The 20,232-nt window shown below is 69.3% G+C and carries 17 protein-coding genes; 8 read left to right on the top strand and 9 right to left on the bottom strand.

All coding sequences use genetic code 11. The annotated features are described in order from the left end of the window. Window positions 1–13: 13 nt before the first annotated feature. Both VD659_RS01770 and VD659_RS01765 read left to right on the top strand, forming a co-directional pair. A complete protein-coding gene (locus VD659_RS01770; protein ID WP_423259429.1) occupies window positions 14–1,420 on the top strand; it encodes an L-serine ammonia-lyase in 1,407 nt (468 codons plus the stop codon). 44 nt (window positions 1,421–1,464) lie between these two features. Then, window positions 1,465–2,568 (top strand): FUSC family protein, encoded by a 1,104-nt coding sequence (locus tag VD659_RS01765; protein ID WP_423259428.1) that lies wholly within the window; start codon window positions 1,465–1,467, stop codon window positions 2,566–2,568. A 13-nt stretch (window positions 2,569–2,581) separates the two neighbouring features. Here the strand turns inward: VD659_RS01765 and trpS are convergent, their stop codons facing one another. The 9 genes from trpS to VD659_RS01720 all read right to left on the bottom strand — a co-directional run bounded on the left by trpS (window position 2,582) and on the right by VD659_RS01720 (window position 12,207). Next, window positions 2,582–3,640 carry a tryptophan--tRNA ligase gene (gene trpS / locus VD659_RS01760; protein ID WP_423259427.1) on the bottom strand — a complete coding sequence of 353 codons (1,059 nt, stop codon included), beginning with the start codon at window positions 3,638–3,640 and terminating at the stop codon, window positions 2,582–2,584. A 59-nt stretch (window positions 3,641–3,699) separates the two neighbouring features. Next, the gene (locus VD659_RS01755) at window positions 3,700–4,536 is read right to left on the bottom strand and encodes an exodeoxyribonuclease III (RefSeq protein ID WP_423259426.1); all 837 of its coding nucleotides are present in this window, start codon (window positions 4,534–4,536) and stop codon (window positions 3,700–3,702) included. Between the two features lie 43 nt (window positions 4,537–4,579). Beyond that, window positions 4,580–5,911, bottom strand: a complete 1,332-nt coding sequence (locus VD659_RS01750; RefSeq protein WP_423259425.1) for a YihY/virulence factor BrkB family protein — start codon at window positions 5,909–5,911, stop codon at window positions 4,580–4,582. A 346-nt stretch (window positions 5,912–6,257) separates the two neighbouring features. Continuing rightward, complete coding sequence (locus tag VD659_RS01745; protein ID WP_423259424.1) at window positions 6,258–7,118, bottom strand: DUF559 domain-containing protein; 861 nt, start codon at window positions 7,116–7,118, stop codon at window positions 6,258–6,260. A gap of 265 nt (window positions 7,119–7,383) precedes the next feature. Further along, window positions 7,384–8,151: a succinate dehydrogenase iron-sulfur subunit gene (locus VD659_RS01740; protein ID WP_423259423.1), complete on the bottom strand. Its 768-nt coding sequence runs from the start codon at window positions 8,149–8,151 to the stop codon at window positions 7,384–7,386. Beyond that, window positions 8,151–9,950: a succinate dehydrogenase flavoprotein subunit gene (gene sdhA / locus VD659_RS01735; protein ID WP_137836082.1), complete on the bottom strand. Its 1,800-nt coding sequence runs from the start codon at window positions 9,948–9,950 to the stop codon at window positions 8,151–8,153. Before sdhA ends, VD659_RS01740 begins: the two co-directional genes overlap by 1 nt. A 33-nt stretch (window positions 9,951–9,983) precedes the next feature. After that, a complete protein-coding gene (locus VD659_RS01730) occupies window positions 9,984–10,433 on the bottom strand; it encodes a succinate dehydrogenase hydrophobic membrane anchor subunit (RefSeq protein ID WP_137836081.1) in 450 nt (149 codons plus the stop codon). Next, the gene (gene sdhC / locus VD659_RS01725) at window positions 10,433–10,846 is read right to left on the bottom strand and encodes a succinate dehydrogenase, cytochrome b556 subunit (protein ID WP_423259422.1); all 414 of its coding nucleotides are present in this window, start codon (window positions 10,844–10,846) and stop codon (window positions 10,433–10,435) included. Before sdhC ends, VD659_RS01730 begins: the two co-directional genes overlap by 1 nt. Before the next feature lie 197 nt (window positions 10,847–11,043). After that, entirely contained in the window at window positions 11,044–12,207 is a 1,164-nt protein-coding gene (locus VD659_RS01720; protein ID WP_423259421.1) for a glycosyltransferase family 4 protein, read from the bottom strand. 189 nt (window positions 12,208–12,396) lie between these two features. Here VD659_RS01720 and VD659_RS01715 point away from each other — a divergent pair, with 189 nt between their 5' ends. The 6 genes from VD659_RS01715 to VD659_RS01690 all read left to right on the top strand — a co-directional run bounded on the left by VD659_RS01715 (window position 12,397) and on the right by VD659_RS01690 (window position 20,228). Then, a complete protein-coding gene (locus VD659_RS01715; protein WP_423259420.1) occupies window positions 12,397–13,518 on the top strand; it encodes a mannose-1-phosphate guanylyltransferase in 1,122 nt (373 codons plus the stop codon). A gap of 28 nt (window positions 13,519–13,546) precedes the next feature. Then, on the top strand, window positions 13,547–14,617 hold the full coding sequence (locus VD659_RS01710; protein ID WP_423259419.1) for a BMP family lipoprotein: 1,071 nt from the start codon (window positions 13,547–13,549) through the stop codon (window positions 14,615–14,617). A 204-nt stretch (window positions 14,618–14,821) separates the two neighbouring features. Beyond that, entirely contained in the window at window positions 14,822–15,907 is a 1,086-nt protein-coding gene (locus VD659_RS01705) for a BMP family ABC transporter substrate-binding protein (RefSeq protein WP_137836077.1), read from the top strand. 105 nt (window positions 15,908–16,012) lie between these two features. Then, window positions 16,013–17,569: an ABC transporter ATP-binding protein gene (locus VD659_RS01700; RefSeq protein ID WP_137836076.1), complete on the top strand. Its 1,557-nt coding sequence runs from the start codon at window positions 16,013–16,015 to the stop codon at window positions 17,567–17,569. Beyond that, entirely contained in the window at window positions 17,566–18,885 is a 1,320-nt protein-coding gene (locus VD659_RS01695) for an ABC transporter permease (RefSeq protein WP_423259418.1), read from the top strand. Before VD659_RS01700 ends, VD659_RS01695 begins: the two co-directional genes overlap by 4 nt. Before the next feature lie 23 nt (window positions 18,886–18,908). After that, complete coding sequence (locus VD659_RS01690) at window positions 18,909–20,228, top strand: ABC transporter permease (protein ID WP_423259417.1); 1,320 nt, start codon at window positions 18,909–18,911, stop codon at window positions 20,226–20,228. Window positions 20,229–20,232: the final 4 nt, after the last annotated feature.

Genomic DNA, 20,232 nt, shown 5'->3' with positions numbered 1-20,232 from the left:
GGCAGGAGTCCCCATGACACTCAGCGTCTTCGACCTCTTCTCGGTGGGCATCGGCCCGTCGAGCTCGCACACCGTGGGGCCGATGCGGGCGGCCGCGTCGTTCGTCGCGGGCATCCGGTCGCTCGTCGACGACGTGGCGTCGTTGCGGGTCGACCTCTACGGATCACTGGCGGCCACCGGAGTCGGGCACGGCACACCGATGGCGGTGCTGCTCGGGCTGGAGGGCTACCGGCCCGAGACGGTGACGCCCGAGGAGGTGGATGCGCGGCGCGCTGCCCACGAGCGCGGCGAGCCCGTGCTGCTCGGGGGAACGCATCCGGTGCCGTTCGGGCCTGAATCGCTCGTCATGCATCCGCTCACCGTGCTGCCGCGGCACACCAACGCGGTGCGGCTGACGGCCTTCGACGCCCAGGGGGAGGCGCTCGCCACGGAGACGTACTACTCCGTCGGTGGAGGATTCGTAGAGCGCGACGGTGGGGATGATGCGCCGGAGGCATCCGGTGCGGTCGTCCCGTACCCGTTCCGCACCGCGTCCGAGCTGGTGGGCCACGCCCGGTCCACCGGTCTCGGCTTCGGCGGAGTGATGCTCGCGAACGAGGTGGCGCTCGGCGGCGATCGCGACTCCGAGCGGCGGCCCGGCGCCGTCGGTGACGCCGTCGACGAGGTGCGGGCGCGGCTGCTCGCCATCCGTGACGTCATGGATGCCTGTGTGCAGACGAGCCTGGCGCGCACCGGCGTGCTGCCCGGAGGCCTCGGCGTGCGGCGCCGTGCGCCCGAGTGGCGCGAGCGACTGCGCCGGGAAGACCCCGAGCGCGCGCCCGAGTTCTGGCAGGAGTGGGTCAACCTCGTCGCACTCGCCGTGAACGAGGAGAACGCCACCGGGGGCCGCGTGGTCACCGCCCCCACGAACGGCGCGGCCGGTATCGTGCCGGCGGTGCTGCACTACGCCCGGCGCTACCTCGCCGTGGGGCTCTCCGACGACGAGGTGTGCGTCCGGTTCCTGCTCGCCGCCGCGGCCGTCGGCGTGCTCTACAAGGAGCAGGCCTCGATCTCCGGGGCAGAAGTGGGCTGTCAGGGCGAAGTCGGCTCGGCCTCGTCGATGGCGGCCGCCGGGCTCGCCGAGGTGATGGGCGGCACGCCCGAGCAGGTGGAGAACGCGGCCGAGATCGCGATGGAGCACAACCTCGGGCTCACCTGCGACCCGATCGGCGGGCTGGTACAGATCCCCTGCATCGAGCGCAATGCGATCGCCGCGTCGAAGGCCATCAACGCGGCCAAGATGGCGCTCTGGGGCGACGGCAGCCATCACGTGAGTCTCGACCAGGTGATCGCGACCATGCGGGAGACCGGGCGCGACATGAGCTCGAAGTACAAGGAGACCTCGCTCGGCGGCCTCGCCGTGAACGTGGTGGAGTGCTGACGGCCGGGTGCTGACGGCCGGGTGCTGACGGTTACTGTGGAGTGGTGACGTCGAACGCCGGTTCTGCTCGCTGGGCGAGTCTCGCCCGGGCCTCCCTCGCGCCGGCGCGCGCCTTCCAGGCCTCGGCCCGCACGCCGCTGCTGCAGGTGCTGAAGACCGCCGCGGCCGCCGTCATCGCCTGGATCGTCTGCTCGCTCATCGCGCCGGGGCAGCCGCCCGTGTTCGGTGCGATCGCCGCGATCATCGTGGTGCAGCCGAGTGTGAACCAGTCGTTCAGCCGGGCCGTCGAGCGGTCCATCGGCGTGATCGTCGGCGTCGTGGTGGCCTACCTCGTGGCGCTCGTGTTCGGGGCGCCGAGCTGGCTCATCCTGGCCGCCATCGTCATCTCGCTGCTGATCGGCTGGGCGCTGCGGTTCCCGCAGTCGTCGACCGTGCAGATCCCGATCAGCGCGATGCTCGTGCTCTCGATCGGTGCGAACACGCCGGGCTACGCGGTGGAGCGCATCATCGAGACCATCATCGGCGCGGTGCTGGGCGTCATCGTGAACTGGCTGATCGTGCCGCCCGTGGCCATCCGCCCGGCCCACGAGGCCGTCGCGGCGCTCGGCCGCGAGGTGGCCGAGACTCTGGACGGTCTCGCGGTGGTGCTGAGCTCGCCCACCGACGAGAAGTACCGCGTGCAGCTCCTGGTGGAGGGCCGGCTGCTGCGGCCGATGCAGGCGAAGGCGCAGGCCGCCATCGACACCGCGCTCGAGAGCCTCAAGTTCAATCCTCGGCGCAACACCCACCGTCAGGTGCTCACGACCGACGCGGAGCTGCTCACCATGCTCGGCATCGTCGTGACCCGCGTGCTCGGCATGGCGCGGGCGCTCAACGACCACTTCGACGAGGCCCTGCACGAGGAGCCCCTGGCGACGGCGATCGCCGAGGAGATCCGCCGGGCCGCCCACGATCTCCGGCTCGTGATGGTGAACGCGGCGCTGCCCGTCGGCGAAGCCGAGACGCTCGCCGACGAGGTGCCCGCGCTCACCTCACCGCTGCAGGCGGTCGTGCCCGACCCGAGTCACTGGATCCTGATCGGGTCGCTGCTCGAAGACCTGCGCCGGGTGCGCGAGGAGATCGTGGGCGCGAGCGACGAGGCCCGCTGAGGGCGCGCCGCCCTCAGCGGTGGCGGCGCAACGGCGGCAGGAAGCCGACGCGGTCGTAGACCGTGGCGAGCGTCTGCTCGGCGACCGCGTTGGCCTTCTCGGCGTTGGCGGCGAGGATGCGATCGAGCTCCGCCGGGTCTTCGAGCAGTTCGAGGGTGCGGGTGCGGATGGGCTCCACCGTCTCGACCACGATCGCCGCGAGGGCCTTCTTGAGCGTGCCGTAGCCGCCGCCCGCGAACTCCTCGACCACCGATTCGATGCTGCGGTTGCCGAGGATCGCGAACAGCGTGAGCAGGTTGGCCAGCCCCGGCTTCGCCTCGCGGTCGAAGCGCACCTCGCCGTCGGCATCCGTTACTGCGCGCATAATCTTCTTCTCGGTGACCTTCGGCTCGTCGAGCAGCCAGATCAGCCCGGTCGGCGACTCGGCCGACTTCGACATCTTCGCGCCGGGGTTCTGCAGGTCGAAGATCTTCGCGGTGTCTTTGAGGATGTAGGGCTTCGGCACGGTGAAGGTGTCGCCGAAGCGCGAGTTGAAGCGGGTCGCGAGGTCGCGGGTGAGCTCGATGTGCTGCCGCTGGTCTTCACCCACGGGCACGTCGACCGCCTGGTAGAGCAGGATGTCACCGGCCTGGAGGATGGGGTAGGTGAACAGGCCCACAGAGGCGGCCTCCTGCCCCTGCTTGGCGGCCTTGTCTTTGAACTGGGTCATCCGTGCGGCCTCGCCGAAACCGGTGAGGGTGTTCAGAACCCAGGCGAGCTCGGCGTGGGCGGGCACGTGCGACTGCACGAAGAGGGTGGACTTCGCGGGGTCGATGCCGGCGGCGATGTACTGCGCCATGGTGCGGCGGGTGTTGGCGCGCAGCTCGGCCGGGTCCTGCGGCACGGTGATGGCGTGCAGGTCGGCCAGGAAGAAGAAGGCGTCGTGCGTCTCCTGCAGGGCCTTCCAGCTGAGCAGGGCGCCGATGTAGTTGCCGAGGTGGAGCGAGTCGGCGGAGGGCTGCATGCCCGAGAGCAGGCGGGGGCGTTCGATGTCGGGGCGTTCGATGTCGGTCAGGGGGCTGTCAAGCGGCATTGTGCTGTCAATCGGCATTGTGCTGTCAATCGGTGAGTAGAGCTGCGGGGTGGGTAAGGTCAGAGCGCGTAGTCGACCACGACGGGGGCGTGGTCGCTCCACCGGGTGTCCCACGACGGGGCGCGGTCGATCGCGTAGTCCGTGACGGTGGCGGCGAGCTCGGCGGTGGCGAGCTGGTAGTCGATGCGCCAGCCGGTGTCGGTGTCGAAGGCCTTGCCACGCTGAGACCACCAGGTGTACGGCCCCTCGACCTCGCCCGCCCAGCGGCGGCCCACGTCGACGAAGCCGAGACCGGCGCCCTTGTTGTAGTCGGGGTCGTCTTCGGCGCCGAGGAACTTGTCGAAGTAGGCGCGCTCCTCAGGCAGGAATCCGGCGCGCTTCTGGTTGCCGCGCCAGTTCTTGATGTCGAGGCGGCGGTGGCCCACGTTGAGGTCGCCCATCACGACCGCGAGCGGGTTGTGCTCCTGCAGCAGCGGAAGGTGCACGAGCATGGCGTCGAGGAACTTGTACTTCTCGACCTGCTTGGGGGTGTCGGCCTCGCCGGAGTGCACGTAGGTCGACACCACGGTCACGAGCTTGTCGCCCCACTCGTAGTCGGCCTCGAGCCAGCGGCCTGCGCTGTCGAAGTCGTCGGGCCCGAAGGTGACGCGGTGGATGCGTGCGGGGGCTCGGCTCAGAAGCGCGACTCCCGCCCGGCCCTTGGCGGTGGCCGGATCGTGGAGGATGCTCCACTCGGTGCCCACGAGCGCCTCGATGTCCGAGGTCTCGGCCCGCACCTCCTGCACGGCGACGATGTCGACCTCCCGCGACTCCAGCCACTCGCCCATGCCCTTGCGGAACGCGGCACGGATGCCGTTCACGTTGACGGAGGCGATACGCAGAGGCTTCGACGGCATGCCTCTACTGTACCGGCGACCCCCGACGGCCGGCCGACCCGGGTCAGCGCTTCTGGAGCCGCACGGCCTCGGCCTGCTCGAGCTCGCCGAGCTTCGCGAGCTCCTTGGTGAGTCGCCGTCGGCGGAAGCCCTTCGACCCCTCGAGTTCGCCCTCGAGTCGCGCTCGTTCCGCCGAGACGAGCACGTCGCGAGCGTCGGCCACTCTGCGCTCCCGCTCGGCCGCGAGCTCCTCGGGTGACAGGTGACGCACGTCGATGCCCGCGTCGTCGAGCCCCACGGCGATCCAGGTGGCGGAGATCAGGATGACGCGGCACACCAGGTTCAGGAAGATCATGATTCCGATGATCACCGCGAACGACGCCAGCAGCGGGTTCGAGGTGGCGCCGCCGAGCAGCGCGCTCCCGAGGAACTTCAGCACCCCGAGCGCTGCGCCACCGATCGCCGACCCCACCACGAGCCGTCGGAGCGGGATCCTCACTCCCGACAGCACCCGGAACGCCAGCGCCAGAACGATGGTGTCGAACACGAACACGATCAGGATGCCCAGAGCCTGGCCGGCGAACAGGGCGAACGGCGACTCGTTGTCCACTCCCGCGAGGCTGAACACGAGCGACAGGCCCTGACTGCTCGCGAGGGTCACGGCGGAGGAGATCACGATGGCGACGCCGAAGCCGAGCGCGAGCCCGAAGTCCTTGAGCTTCAGCAGTACGAAGTTCGTCTTAGGCGGCTCGAGGTGGAAGATGCGGCGGATGGCGTCCCGCGTGGTCGCCAGCCAGCCGACGGCGGTCAGCACCAACCCGACGAGCGCGATCGCGCCCGTCCAGCCGAAGATGCGGGCCTGGGAGAGAGCCGCCGGGTTGAGGGCTCCACCGTCGCCGATGAGTCCCGGGATGGCGTTGCTCAGCTGCTTCACCACGGCGTCCATGAGGTCCTGGTTGCCGGCGAGCACGATGCCGAAGATGGAGAAGCCCACCCAGATGCCGGCGAAGATCGCGAAGACGGCCTGGAACGACATCCCCGAGGCCATCAGCTCGCCACCGGTCGCTCCGAAGCGCAGGAACACCCGCACCGGCCGCAGCCCCATCACCCACGCGATCAGCTTGGCGATCCCGGTCTTGGGCTTCGAGGCCGCGTCGTCGCCGGCTCCGCCCGTACCGGCCTTCGCCGCGCGCGATCCCGCCTGAGGAGTGCCCGCCTCTGTGTTCACTGCGCGCGTTCCGGCCTTCGTCTCGGCGTCGACTGCCGTCGCCGATCCACCGGCGTCGCCGGTCGCGACCGTCGAATCGCGTCGCGCGGTGCCGGCGGTGGCGCCATCGGCCTTCGCCGGCATGCCGTCAGCGGCGCCCGCCCCCGCCTTCTGCCGCACATCGCTCATGCCCCCAAGCCTAGGCACGATCACCCCCGCCCCGCCCGCACACCAGCTGCCCGCTCGGCGCCCCGCCCGCCCATTCGCCTCCCCGCCCCGCCCGCTCGGCGCCCCGCCCCGCCCGCTCGGCGCCCCGCCCCGCCCGCTCGGCGCCCCGCCCCGCCCGCTCGGCGCCCCGCCCCGCCCATTCGCCTCCCGGCCCGCCCCCTGCCCGCTTCCACCACCCCCGCTCTCCTCCGAAACGACGGAGGTGGCGGTCGCAACACCGAAACGACGGACTCTGAGGCCGACGCGGGCGATGTATTCCGTCGTTTCGGGCTGGGCCAGGCCGGGGCGCGGCGGGCCGCGGCGGCGGTCAGCGGGCGCACAGGGCGGCGCGGATGGCGGCGAGGCAGGCGGGCCAGTCGTAGAGCACCTGGGCGTAGCTGAAGCGGAGCACGCGATAGCCGCGGCGGGTCAGCTCGGCGTCGCGACGGCGGTCCTTCTCGAACGTGGACTCGGTGTCGTGGAACTCCTTGCTGTCGAGCTCGACGACCAGGCGCCCGGAGATCAGCAGATCCACACGGTGCACGCCGATCTTCACCTGCAACGCGGCCTCGATGCCCGCGCTCCGCAGACGCTCCCGGGCCACCGATTCCGTTCCCGACTCCGCACGCGCGTCGAGGTGACGGAGCGCCTTGGCCAGGCGTGGTGCGGTCTCGAACTCGGTACTGAGCTCCCACGTGGTGCAGAGACCCTTGCGGACGGCGGAGTCGAGAGTCGCGACGGCGAACGCCGGATCGAGGTCGGTGGGGAGGTGCCGGAGGGCGCGGGGAAAGGCGACGATGCCGCGGGGCGCGCGGGGCGCGCCGGGCGCGCCGGTCGCGGAGGCCGTGGCGTTCTTCCAGTGGACGACGACGTCGCTTCGCGGCACCAACGGCCCGCCCGAGTCGGGATCGCGGAGGGCGCGGGCATGAGCGGCGACCGCCACGTGCAGGCGCTCGTCGTCAGGGGGACACCATGCTCCCCATTCCTGCACCGCGGAGAACGAGGTCAGCGCGCCTCCCAGTCGCACGGCGCGGGTCGGCTGAGCACGGGCATCCGGGCGGGCGTAGACGCCGTGCCGCACGCGCACGAGCGCCCCGGTGCGATGCAGCGACCGGATGCCCTCCTCGGTGAAACCCAGTCGCCGCAGCGACGGCGTCGTCGAGAACTCGGGAAGGGGAGAGGCAGGCACTCGCCCACCTTGCCCCGGCGAAGGCACGGCAGAGGGCCCCGGCGCCGACTCTGTGGACAAGCCGTCGCACCGGCTCAGGTGTGGAGAAGTGGAAGCGCTCAGTCCGGGTGCTCGTAGCGACGGAGAAACGCCGCACAACCCGGAAACGACGGAGGGTCGGCCCGCAATCGGGCCGACCCTCCGTCGTTTCGCGGCAGCGGCGCGTGCCGCGTGCCGCGTGCCGCGTGCCGCGTGCCGCGTGCCGCGTGCCGCGAGCAGCAGGAGCCTAAGGCTTGCCGCGCATGATGGCCTGCTTGACCTCGGCGATGGCCTGCGTGACCTGGATGCCGCGGGGGCAGGCATCCGTGCAGTTGAAGGTGGTGCGGCAGCGCCACACGCCCTCTTTGTCGTTCAGGATGTCGAGACGGGTCTGGGCCGCCTCGTCGCGCGAGTCGAAGATGAAGCGGTGCGCGTTCACGATCGCGGCGGGCCCGAAGTACTGCCCGTCGGTCCAGAACACGGGGCACGACGAGGTACACGCGGCGCAGAGGATGCACTTGGTGGTGTCGTCGAAGCGGGCGCGGTCGGCGACCGACTGGATGCGCTCCTTGTCCTTCGGCGGCGCCGTGTTCGACTGCAGGAACGGCTGCACCTCGCGGAAGGACTCGAAGAACGGGTCCATGTCGACGATGAGGTCCTTCTCGAGCGGCAGGCCCTTGATGGCCTCCACGTAGATGGGCTTCGTGATGTCGAGGTCTTTGATGAGCGTCTTGCAGGCCAGGCGGTTGCGGCCGTTGATGCGCATCGCATCCGAGCCGCAGATGCCGTGCGCGCACGAGCGGCGGAACGTGAGCGACCCGTCCTGCTCCCACTTGATCTTGTGCAGGGCGTCGAGGATGCGGTCGGTCGCGAACATCTGCACGTCGAAGTCCTGCCAGCGCGGCTCGTCGTCGACGTCGGGGTCGAAGCGGCGGATGATCAGCGTCACGGTGAACGCCTCGATCGGCGCCTCGGGGGCGGGGCCCGATGCGGGCGCGTCGGCTAAGAGTGTCATCAGTACTTCCTCTCCATCGGCTGGTAGCGCGTGATCACCACGGGCTTCCAGTCGAGCCGGATGTGGTCGGCGGCGTCACTCGAGTGCGGGTCTCCGGAGAGATACGCCATCGTGTGCTTCATGTAGGTCTCGTCGTCGCGCTTCGGGTAGTCGTCGCGCATGTGGCCGCCGCGCGACTCCTGGCGGTTGCGGGCGGAGTAGACCACCACTTCGGCCAGGTCGAGCAGGAAGCCCAGCTCGATGGCCTCGAGCAGGTCGGTGTTGAAGCGCTTGCCCTTGTCCTGCACCTGGATGTTGCGGTAGCGGTCGCGCAGCCGGTGGATGGTCGCCGTCACGGCCGCGAGCGACTCGTCGGTGCGGAACACCTGGGCGTTCTTGTCCATCTCGTCCTGCAGCTCCTTGCGGATCGACGAGATGCGCTCGGTGCCGGTTCCGTTGCGGAGGGAGGCGACGAGCGACACGATCGCACCGGCCGGGTTCTCGGGCAGCGGCGTGAAGTCGACCGTCTTGACGTAGGCGGCGGCGTTGTTGCCGCTCCGCTTGCCGAAGACGTTGATGTCGAGCAGCGAGTTGGTGCCCAGGCGGTTCGAGCCGTGCACCGACACGCAGGCGCACTCGCCGGCGGCGTAGAGGCCGGGGACGACGGTGTCGTTGTCGCTCAGCACCTCGGCCTTGATGTTGGTGGGGATGCCGCCCATCGCGTAGTGGGCCGTGGGCATCACGGGCACCGGCTCGACCACCGGGTCGACGCCCAGGTAGGTGCGGGCGAACTCGGTGATGTCGGGGAGCTTCGTCTCGAGCACCTCGGCGCCGAGGTGCGTGCAGTCGAGCAGCACGTAGTCCTTGTGCGGGCCGGCGCCCCGGCCCTCGGCCACCTCCTGAACCATGCACCGGGCGACGATGTCACGCGGTGCGAGGTCTTTGATGGTGGGGGCGTAGCGTTCCATGAAGCGCTCGCCGGAGGCGTTGCGCAGGATGGCGCCCTCACCGCGCGCCCCCTCGGTGAGGAGGATGCCGAGGCCTGCCAGCCCGGTGGGGTGGAACTGGAAGAACTCCATGTCCTCCAGCGGCAGCCCCTTGCGCCAGATGATGCCGACGCCGTCGCCCGTGAGGGTGTGCGCGTTGGAGGTGGTCTTGTAGATCTTTCCGAAGCCGCCGGTGGCGAAGATGACCGCCTTCGCCTGGAAGACGTGGATCTCGCCGGTGGACAGCTCGTAGGCCACGACGCCCGAGGGCTTGTCGACACCATCGACCGAGGTCATCACGAGGTCGAGTACGTAGTACTCGTTGAAGAAGTTGATGCCCAGCCGCACGCAGTTCTGGAACAGCGTCTGCAGGATCATGTGGCCCGTGCGGTCGGCCGCGTAGCAGGCCCGGCGCACCGGCGCCTTGCCGTGGTCACGGGTGTGGCCGCCGAAGCGCCGCTGGTCGATCTTGCCCTCCGGCGTGCGGTTGAAGGGCAGACCCATGTTCTCGAGGTCGATGACCGCGTCGATGGCCTCCTTCGCGAGGATCTCGGCCGCATCCTGGTCGACCAGGTAGTCGCCGCCCTTCACCGTGTCGAAGGTGTGCCACTCCCAGTTGTCCTCCTCGACGTTCGCGAGCGCCGCGGCCATGCCGCCCTGCGCCGCTCCGGTGTGCGAGCGGGTGGGGTAGAGCTTCGAGATGACCGCGGTCTTGGCCTGCGGCCCCGCCTCGATCGCCGCGCGCATCCCGGCGCCGCCGGCGCCCACGATCACGATGTCGAACTGGTGGTAGTGCACGCCGTCGATCACGGCGCCGTCTTCGTATTCAGCCAAAGGAAGGACTCACTTCGTGGTAGATCGGGCCGGCTAGACGACCGGGCAGAACGAGGGCAGCACGTCGGCGGGGGAACCCGCGGGGCAGGGGTCGAAGCCGAAGATCACCCAGGTGCCGAGGATGATCTCCGCGACGACCGAGACGAGGATGGCGCCCAGCAGGATCTTGCGCGTGAGCGGCCGGGTGGCGTAGTCGTTCACGATGGTGCGCATGCCGTTGCCGCCATGGATGAACGCCAGCCACAGCATCAGCAGGTCCCAGACCTGCCAGAACGGGCTCGCCCACTTGCCGGCGACGAAGGCGAAGTCGATGCCCTTGACGCCGTCGCCCATGACGAGGTTGACGAACAGGTGCCCGAAGATCAGCACGATCAGCACGACGCCCGAGGCGCGCATGTAGATCCAGCCCCACTTCTCCCAGTTCACGCCGCGCTTGCGGGGAACGGAGTAGGGGGCGCGGGGGGAGTCGATCGTGGTCGCCATCAGCCGGACACCTCACTCAGGATCACCATGATCTGGCGCGGCGCGAAGCCGAGCATCAGCACGACCCAGAGGCCGATGACCACGTAGAACATCACCCGCTGGTACTTCGCGCCCTTCGACCAGAGGTCGATCAGGATGATGCGGATGCCGTTGAACGCGTGGAACGCGATGGCGCCCACCAGGGCCAGCTCGCCGAGTCCCATGATGGGGTTCTTGTAGGTGCCGATCACGGCGTTGTACGCCTCGGGGGCGACTGCGACCATCGACGTGTCGAGCACGTGGACGAGCAGGAAGAAGAAAATCGCGACTCCGGTGATGCGGTGCAGAACCCACGACCACATGCCTTCGCGGCCGCGATAGAGGGTTCCGGCTGGCCGCCTCGGCGTCATCGTCCCTGCCGAATTCTCAGGCATGAACAACCCTCCTTGGCTTCGGTTGAGTTCGTGTCCGCCGCACCGCGTTCGATGCGCACTCAGCCCACGATCGGAATCAGTCTACGCTCAGCGGGAGGCCTTCGCTTGTAAGGCACGCCTTATTTGTATACAAGGGCACCCGGATGCGACTCCCGCGCAAACACAGGGAAGAAACGCCTCTGAATACCCAGTTGTATTCAGGCGTGTGAGCCAACCGTGGCCCGTTTGCGGGCTTTCGACACCGTCGCCACCGAGGCGTAGTGGCCGAGCAGCTCGTCGCAGAGAGCCTGCCACGACTTGCCGATCACCGCCCGCCGGCCGGCCTCGCCCATGCGCATCCGCAGCGCCGGGTCGTCGACCAGCGAGCCCACGCGCATCCGGAAGTCGGCGGCGTCGGACGGGTCGAAGAGGTAGCCGTTCTCGCCGTGCCGCACGAGGTCGATCGGTCCGCCGGCGCGCGGCGCGATCACCGGGAGGCCGGAGGCGTGCGCCTCCTGGAGGGTCTGCCCGAAGGTCTCCTCGGTGCCGGTGTGGGCGAACACGTCGAAGCTCGCGTACGCGTCGGCGAGGTCGGCGCCGGACAGCCGGCCCAGGAAGGTGGCCGGCATGCCGTGCAGCAGGGAGCGGATGTGGCCGTCGCTCGGCCCGTCGCCCACGACGGCGAGGTGGAGACCCGGCATTCCGCGGAGGGCGGCGAGGCGCTCGAGCCCCTTCTCCGGCGCCACGCGCCCGACGTAGCCCACGACGGTGTCCCCGGCGGGGTTGCCGGTGGCTCCGGCGAGCACGGCGTGCAGGGCCTGGGCCGTGGGGCGCATCCGGTTGTTCGGGTGGTAGCGGGTGAGGTCGACGCCTCGCCCCCAGAGGGCGATGCGCTCGACGCCCGCACTCTCGAGGTCGTGCCGGGAGGCCTCGGAGGGCACGAGGGTGAGGTCGGCGCCGTCGTGGATCCACTTCACGAAGCGCCAGGCGAGCTTCGATGCGGAGCCGAGGCGGTTGCGCTTGGCGTACCCGGCCACATCCGTCTGGAAGACCGCCACCGAGGGGATGCCGAGCCGGTTCGCCGAGGCGATGCCCTGGGCGCCCAGTAGGAACGGCGAGGCGGCGTGCAGCACGTCGGGGTCGAACTTGGCGATCAGCCGCGCCACCAGCGGGCTCGGGATGCCCACCGGGAACTGGCGGTACGCGACCGCCGGCACCTGATGCACGGGGAAGCCCCGGTAGCTCGCGGGCGAACCCGCGGCCGGGGCGATGACGATGGCGTCGTGACCGTTGTCGGCCAGGTGGTCGAGCACCTTGCAGACGCTGTTGGTGACTCCGTTGACGGTGGGTAGGAAACTCTCACTGATGATCGCTACGCGCATGACGTGCCTCCGCAGTCGCCGTGCGGCCTCATCCGGCCACGTTCCGAAGCTACGAAGGCCAGGTGGACCGGTGGTGACCCCGAGGTGGCGGCTCGGTGAGCGTCGGGCCACGATCCGGCGTCGGGGCCCCTGTCCGACGGGTGTCGTCTTCGTGACCGGTCGGTCATCTGCGGTCGGTAGGGTGGCCCTATGGAATCGTCTCGCTCCGCCCTCGAACGGCTGTACAACGTCATCCCGGCCGGCGGGATCGGATCCCGCCTCTGGCCGCTCTCGCGTGCCGATGCGCCGAAGTTCCTGCATGATCTCAGCGGCTCCGGCCAGAGTCTGCTACGAGACACCTGGGACCGCCTGGCCCCCTTGGCCGGCGAGCAGCGGATCATGGTGGTCACCGGCCGTGCGCACCGCGCCGCCGTGGAGGAGCAGCTGCCCGACCTCGCCGACGAGAACGTCGTGCTCGAGAGCGAGCCGCGCGACTCGACCGCCGCGATCGCCCTCGCCGCCGCCATCCTGGAGCACCGTGAGCCGGGCGTGATCATCGGCTCCTTCGCGGCCGACCACGTCATCACGAACCCCGAGCGCTTCCGCGCCGCCGTGGCGGAGGCCGTCATCGCGGCCGACGCGGGCTACATCGCCACCATCGGCATCACCCCCACGGATGCGGCGGTCGGCTTCGGCTACATCCGCTGCGGCGAGGAGCTCGCCATCGAGGGCGCCCCGCGCGCCCTGCGGGTCGACAACTTCGTCGAGAAGCCCGACCTGGCCACTGCGAAGCGCTACCTCAAGGCCGGCAACTACCTCTGGAACGCCGGCATGTTCATCACCCGCGCCGACAAGCTGCTCGAGCACCTCGGCGCCTCGGAGCCCGAGCTGCTCGCCGGCGTGCTCGAGCTCGCCGAGGCGTGGGACACCCCGCGCCGAGGTGAGGTGGTCGACAAGGTCTGGCCCACGCTCAAGAAGATCGCCATCGACTACTCGGTGGCTGAGCCCGCGGCCGCGGCCGGCGCGCTCGCCGTCATTCCGGGCGACTTCGACTGGGACGACGTGGGCGACTTCGCCTCGATCGCCAAGCTGCACTCCTCCGGCCGCGGCACCGACCTCGCCATCCTCGGCAAGAACGCCCGGGTGCTCGCCGACTCCTCCTCGGGCATCGTCGTGTCGCAGTCCAAGCGCGTGATCAGCCTCATCGGGGTGCACGACATCGTCGTGGTCGACACCCCCGACGCCCTCCTGGTGACCACGAGCGAGCACGCCCAGCGCGTGAAGTCGGTCGTCGACGCCCTCCGCGCCGGCGGCTCGGGCGACGTCCTCTAGAAGTCGAGCTGCAGAAGGAGAGATCAGGATGCGCGGAGCGCTGCTGAAGACCGGGATCCTCGCCGGGGCGGTCGCCCTGGCCCTCACCGCCTGCGCTCCGGCGCCCAGCTCGACGACCGGGGCATCCGCCAGCCCGGCCGCGAACGGCTACTGCGCGCGCATGGTGACGAACTCGGGCGGCCTCGACGACCGCTCCTTCAACCAGTCGAGCTGGGAGGGCCTGCAGAAGGCCCAGCAGCAGTTCGGCATCGACGCGCAGGTGCTCGTGTCGACCGGCGAGACCGACCTCGCACCGAACGTCACCCAGGCGGTGGACAGCGGATGCGCGTTCGTGCTCACGGTGGGCTACGAGCTCGCCGACGCCACGCTCGCCTCGGCCACCGCGAGCCCGTCGACGCACTTCGCGATCGTCGACGAGACCGTCACGGCGCCGAACGTGAAGCCCATCCTGTTCGACACGGCCCAGGCCTCCTACCTGGCCGGCTACCTCGCCGCCGGAACCTCCAAGACCGGCAAGGTGGCGACCTTCGGTGGCGGCAACCAGCCCCCGGTCACGCTGTTCATGGACGGCTTCGTCGACGGCGTGGCCAAGTACAACGCCGTGCACGGCACGGGCGTGGTGGTGCTCGGCTGGGACAAGGCGGCCCAGGACGGCTCGTTCACCGGCGACTTCGAAGACATCAACAAGGGCAAGACCCTCACCCAGAGCTTCATCGACCAGGGCGCCGACGTCATCCTGCCGGTGGCCGGCCAGGTGGGGGAGGGGGCGGCCTCGGCCGCGCTGGAGCACGACGGGGTGTCGATCATCTGGGTCGACAACGACGGCTACGACACCCTTCCCGCGCAGTACCGGCCCATCCTGCTCACGAGCGTCATGAAGAACACCGGCGACGCGGTGGTGCAGATCGTGGGCGACGACATCGGCGGTTCGTTCAGTGCAGACCCCTTCGTGGGCACGCTCGCCAACGGCGGCGTCGCGCTCGCGCCGTTCCACGACCGGGCGGATTCGGTGCCGGCCGCCCTCAGTGCGGAGCTGGATGCGCTGAAGGCCGACATCTCCGCCGGCACGATCGTGGTGCAGTCGCCCAGCACCCCCTAGCGGCGTGCCCGGGGGGCTTCGCGCAGCTCTTCGGCGTTTTCGCTGATCGCGATGGACATTTCGCGCAGATTACGGCGTGATCGCGGCTTTGTAACGCTTACGCGGCGAAGTCACCCCACCCCTGTCCTGGGGCGTCACATTAGGTAACGTGTGTAGTCACACAGCCCCTGCGCACCATTGCAGGGCAGCATCTTGGAGGACATCTTGAGCATCAATCTGCGCCGCGCCAGCCTGGCCGGCTTCGCCACCCTGGGTGTGGCGGCTCTTCTGGCCGGGTGTGCGTCGGCACCGTCGACGAGCAGCTCGTCTTCGGCCACCGCCGCCGCCAGCGACTTCATCCCCTGCATGGTCTCCGACTCGGGCGGATTCGACGACAAGTCGTTCAACCAGGCCGGCTACGAGGGCATCCTCGAGGCCTCCGCCGCTCTCGGCGTGACCCCGGTGACCGTCCAGTCGAACGCCGACACCGACTTCACCCCGAACATCGACCAGCTGGTCTCGCAGAACTGCAACCTGATCATCTCCGTCGGCTTCCTCCTCGCCGACGCCACCAAGGCCGCCGCCACGGCGAACCCCTCGGTGAACTTCTCGATCATCGACGACTCGTCGATCAGCCTGCCGAACGTCAAGCCGATCGTGTTCGACACGGCTCAGGCCGCGTTCCTCGCCGGCTACACCGCCGCGAGCTACAGCAAGTCGGGCATCGTCGGAACCTTCGGCGGCATGCAGATCCCGTCGGTCACCATCTTCATGGACGGCTTCGTCGACGGCGTGAACTACTACAACCAGCAGAAGGGCACGACCGTCAAGCCCATCGGCTGGGACGTCGCCGCTCAGACCGGTTCGTTCACGGGTGGCTTCGCCGCCGGTGTCGAGGCCAAGACCGCCGCTCAGGGTCTCATCGACCAGGGCGCCGACGTCATCATGCCCGTCGGTGGACCGATCTTCCTCTCCGCTGGTGAGGCGATCAAGGACTCCGGCAAGGACATCGCCATGATCGGCGTCGACTCCGACAACTACCTCACCGCTCCCGACATCAAGTCGCTGTTCCTGACCTCGGTCATGAAGGGCGTCAAGGCGGGCACGGAAGACGTGGTCAACTCGGCCGCTGCGGGCAAGTTCGACGCCACCCCGTTCATCGGGACGCTCAAGAACGACGGAGTGGGCATCGCCCCGTTCCACGACTTCGAGAGCAAGGTCGCTTCGACCCTGCAGGGTGAGCTCGACAAGATCAAGGCCGGCATCATCGACGGCAGCATCACGGTCACGTCGCCCTCGACCCCGAAGTAGGGTTCTCGCGTCGCCGACGCGGATCCGGTCGGGGGGACCAGCTTGCTGGTTCCCCCGACCTATTTACTTAATGGACCCACAACGGGGAATAGGTAGATTGACTCTATGAAGCTCGAACTCCGGGGCATCACGAAGCGATTCGGTGCCCTCACCGCGAACGACCACATCGACCTCACGGTCGAGCCGGGCGAGATCCATTGCCTCCTGGGCGAGAACGGCGCCGGCAAATCGACACTCATGAACGTGCTCTACGGCCTCTACCAGGCCGATGAAGGCGAGATCGTGCTCGACGACGTCGTCCAGCACTTCGCCGGCCCGGGCGACGCCATGGCCGCCGGCATCGGCATGGTGCACCAGCACTTCATGCTCATCCCCGTGTTCACCGTGGCCGAGAACGTCATGCTCGGCCACGAGCAGACCGGCTTCGCCGGGAGCCTCGATCTGAACGCCGCCCGCAAGCGGGTGCGCGAGATCAGCAACCGCTTCGGCTTCGACGTCGACCCGGATGCGCTGGTCGACGACCTCCCCGTCGGCGTGCAGCAGCGCGTGGAGATCATCAAGGCGCTCTCCCGTGACGCCCGCGTGCTCGTGTTCGACGAGCCGACCGCCGTGCTCACGCCGCAGGAGACCGACGAGCTGATGGCGATCATGCGCCAGCTCCGCGACTCCGGAACCTCCATCGTCTTCATCACCCACAAGCTCCGCGAGGTGCGCGAGGTGGCCGACCGCATCACCGTCATCCGGCTCGGCAAGGTCGTGGGCGAGGCATCCCCCACCGCGACCAACGCCGAACTCGCCTCGCTCATGGTGGGCCGTGCGGTGGAGCTCACCGTGCACAAGGAGCCGGCGAAGCCCGGCGCTCCCGCTCTCGTGGTGCAGAACCTCACGGTGCTGGATGCACGGGGCCAGGTGATCGTGAACGACGTGTCGTTCGACGTGAAGGCGGGCGAGATCCTCGCCATCGCCGGCGTGCAGGGCAACGGCCAGACGGAGCTCACCGAGGCGCTCCTGGGTCTCCAGGACCGCGTAACCGGCGAGGTGTCGCTCGACGGCAAGTCGCTCGTCGGCCTCAGCGTGCGCAAGGTGCTCAACTCGGGCGTGGGCTTCGTGCCGGAAGACCGCAAGGAGGACGGCCTGGTGGGCGAATTCACGATCGCCGAGAACCTCATGCTCGACCGCGCCGACGGCGCCCCCTTCGTGAAGGGCGGCGGGGTGCAGCGCGCCTACCTGAACGCCTTCGCCGAGGAGAAGTCGAAGGAGTTCGACGTGCGCTCGCAGGGCATCCTGACCGAGGTCGGCCGTCTCTCCGGCGGAAACCAGCAGAAGGTCGTGCTCGCTCGCGAACTCAGCCGCGAGCTGCGGCTGTTCGTGGCGGCGCAGCCCACCCGCGGCATCGACGTGGGCTCGATCGAGTTCGTGCACAAGCGCATCGTCGCCACGCGCGACGAGGGGATCCCGGTCATCGTGGTCTCCACCGAGCTCGACGAGGTCGTCGCGCTCGCCGACCGCATCGCGGTGATGTACCGCGGCGGGATCGTGGGCATCGTGCCGGGCAACACCCCGCGAGACATCCTGGGCCTCATGATGGCGGGCGAGAACCCGCCGGCCGAGCTGCCGATCGACCCGACCGCCCCCGCCGACATCGAAGGGATCATCGCGTGAGCGACGAGAACCAGACGCCCGCGGCTCCCGCCGCGGCATCCGCGGCCCCGGCCGCTGCACCGGCGACGCCGCCTCTCGAGGTCGAGCCGCCCTCGCGCTGGCGGGTGACCTTCAACGAGATCATCGGCGGAAGCGTGATGATCTCGGTGCTCGCCGTCGTGCTCGCGATGGTGGCCGGCGGCATCCTGATCGCCGTCACCGACCCCGACGTGCAGAAGGCGGCGGGCTACTTCTTCGCCCGCCCCGGCGACACCTTCGTGGAGATCTGGAAGTCGGTGTCGGGCGCCTACGTGGCGCTGTTCCAGGGCTCGGTCTTCAACCCGACACGGCCCGACTTCGTGGCCCAGATCAAGCCGATCACCGAGACCCTCACCTTCGCCACCCCGCTGATCGCGGCCGGTCTCGGCGTGGGCCTGGCGTTCCGTGTGGGCATGTTCAACATCGGCGGCCGCGGGCAGATGCTCATCGCCGCCGCCTGTGCCGGCTGGGTGGGCTTCACCCTGCACCTGCCCTGGGGCATCCACATGATCGTGGCCGTGCTCGCCGGCCTCATCGGCGGTGGCATCTGGGGCGGCATCGCGGGTCTGCTGAAGGCCCGCACGGGAGCGCACGAGGTGATCGTGACGATCATGCTCAACTACGTGGCGTTCTACCTCGTCTCGTTCCTGCTGCGCACCCCGATCCTGCAGGCACCGGGCTCGAACAACCCGAAGTCGCCGCCGATCGACTCGACCGCCGTGTTCCCCGACCTGCTCGGGCCGCAGTTCAACCTGCACTTCGGCTTCATCTTCGTGATCGCGGCCACGGTGTTCGTGTGGTGGCTGCTCAACCGCTCCTCGCTCGGCTTCAAGTTCCGGGCCGTGGGCATCAACCCCAACGCCGCCCGGGTGGCGGGCATCGACGTGAAGAACATGTACGTCTACGCGATGCTCATCTCTGGTGCGCTCGTCGGCCTCGCCGGTGTGGCCCAGGTGCTCGGCACCGTGCAGACCGGCTTCAGCTCGGGCATCGACGCAGGCATCGGCTTCGACGCCATCACGGTGGCGCTGCTCGGCCGCTCCAAGCCGTGGGGCATCTTCATCGCCGGCATCCTGTTCGGCGCGCTCAAGGCCGGCGGCTTCGCCATGCAGGCCTCGCAAGGCATCCCGATCGACATCGTGCTCGTGGTGCAGTCGCTGATCGTGCTCTTCATCGCGGCCCCGCCGCTCGTGCGCACCGTGTTCCGGCTGCCCGATCCTGCGAATCCCAAGAAGCCGAAGGCGCGCAAAGCGACCCCGGCATCCACCACGACCGGTGAGGCGGTGACGGCCAAGTGAGCGACTCCTTGCCTTCGAGCAACGTGACCACCAACAACCTGGCGCCCACCGGCAGCCTGCCGCCCACCGAGCACAACCACCCGGATGCGCCGCTCGGCGCCCCGGCGCGCGTGGTCGTGAAGAGCTGGAAGGCCCCCATCGCCTTCGGCGTCTTCGCCATCGGGGCGATCCTGCTCTTCGTGGCGTTCGGGCGCGACGGCGACAGCACCTTCCCGCTCTCGACCGACAGCGACCTCATCCAGCTGCCCGCCGTGGTGCTGCCGACCCGGGCGACCGGCATCGTCATCGCCGTGCTGCTCGTGCTCCTCGCCGCCGTCAGCGCGTGGATGGTGGCCTCGGCCCGCAAGATCCCGCTCTGGTTCATGGCCGTGTTCGCGGTGCTGTTCCTGGTCGGCTTCCTCACCTGGGCGTCGGCGGGGCAGTCGATCCCGATCCCTGGGCTGCTCATCGGAACGGTGTCGCTCAGCGTGCCGCTCATCTTCGGTGCCCTCGGCGGCGTCATCTCCGAGCGCGTCGGCGTGGTGAACGTCGCGATCGAGGGTCAGCTGCTGGCCGGCGCCTTCGTGTCGGCGGTGGTCGCCTCGGTCACCGGCAACCCCTTCGTGGGGCTCATCGGCGCCGTCGTGGCGGGCGGCCTGGTGTCGTTCGTGCTCGCCGCCTTCTCGATCAAGTACCTGGTCGACCAGGTGATCGTGGGCGTCGTGCTCAACGTGCTGGTGACCGGGCTCACCTCGTTCCTCTACTCCCAGGTGCTCACGAACAACGCGACGGTGCTCAACTCGCCGCCGCGCTTCGACCGTCTGCCGATCCCGCTGCTCTCCGAGATCCCCATCATCGGCCCCACCCTGTTCCGGCAGACCATCGTGGTGTACTTCATGTACGTCGCCGTGGCGCTCGTGTTCTGGGGGCTGTTCAAGACCAAGTGGGGCCTGCGCGTGCGGGCCGTGGGCGAGCATCCCCAGGCCGCCGACACCGTGGGCATCAAGGTGAACCCCACCCGCTTCTGGAACGTCATGCTCGCGGGAGCCATCACCGGCCTCGGTGGGGCGTACTTCACGCTCGGCTCGGTGGGCGCGTTCAACAAGGAGATGACGGCGGGTGCCGGTTATATCGCGCTGGCCGCTGTGATCTTCGGGCGGTGGGACCCCATCCGGGCCACTCTCGCGGCGCTGCTGTTCGGTTTCGCGTCGAACCTGCAGTACGTGCTCGGGGCCATCGGTTCGCCGGTGCCGTCGGAGTTCCTGCTGATGCTGCCCTATGTGGTGACGATCTTCGCGGTCGCCGGCCTGGTGGGTCGGGTTCGCGGGCCGGCCGCATCCGGTAAACCATACGTGTCGTCCTAGGAGG

The organism is Herbiconiux sp. 11R-BC, assembly GCF_049472555.1.
GTDB lineage: Bacteria > Actinomycetota > Actinomycetes > Actinomycetales > Microbacteriaceae > Herbiconiux.
The sequence above is the reverse complement of the archived record's forward strand: the minus strand, read 5'-3'. Positions and strand labels throughout refer to the sequence as shown.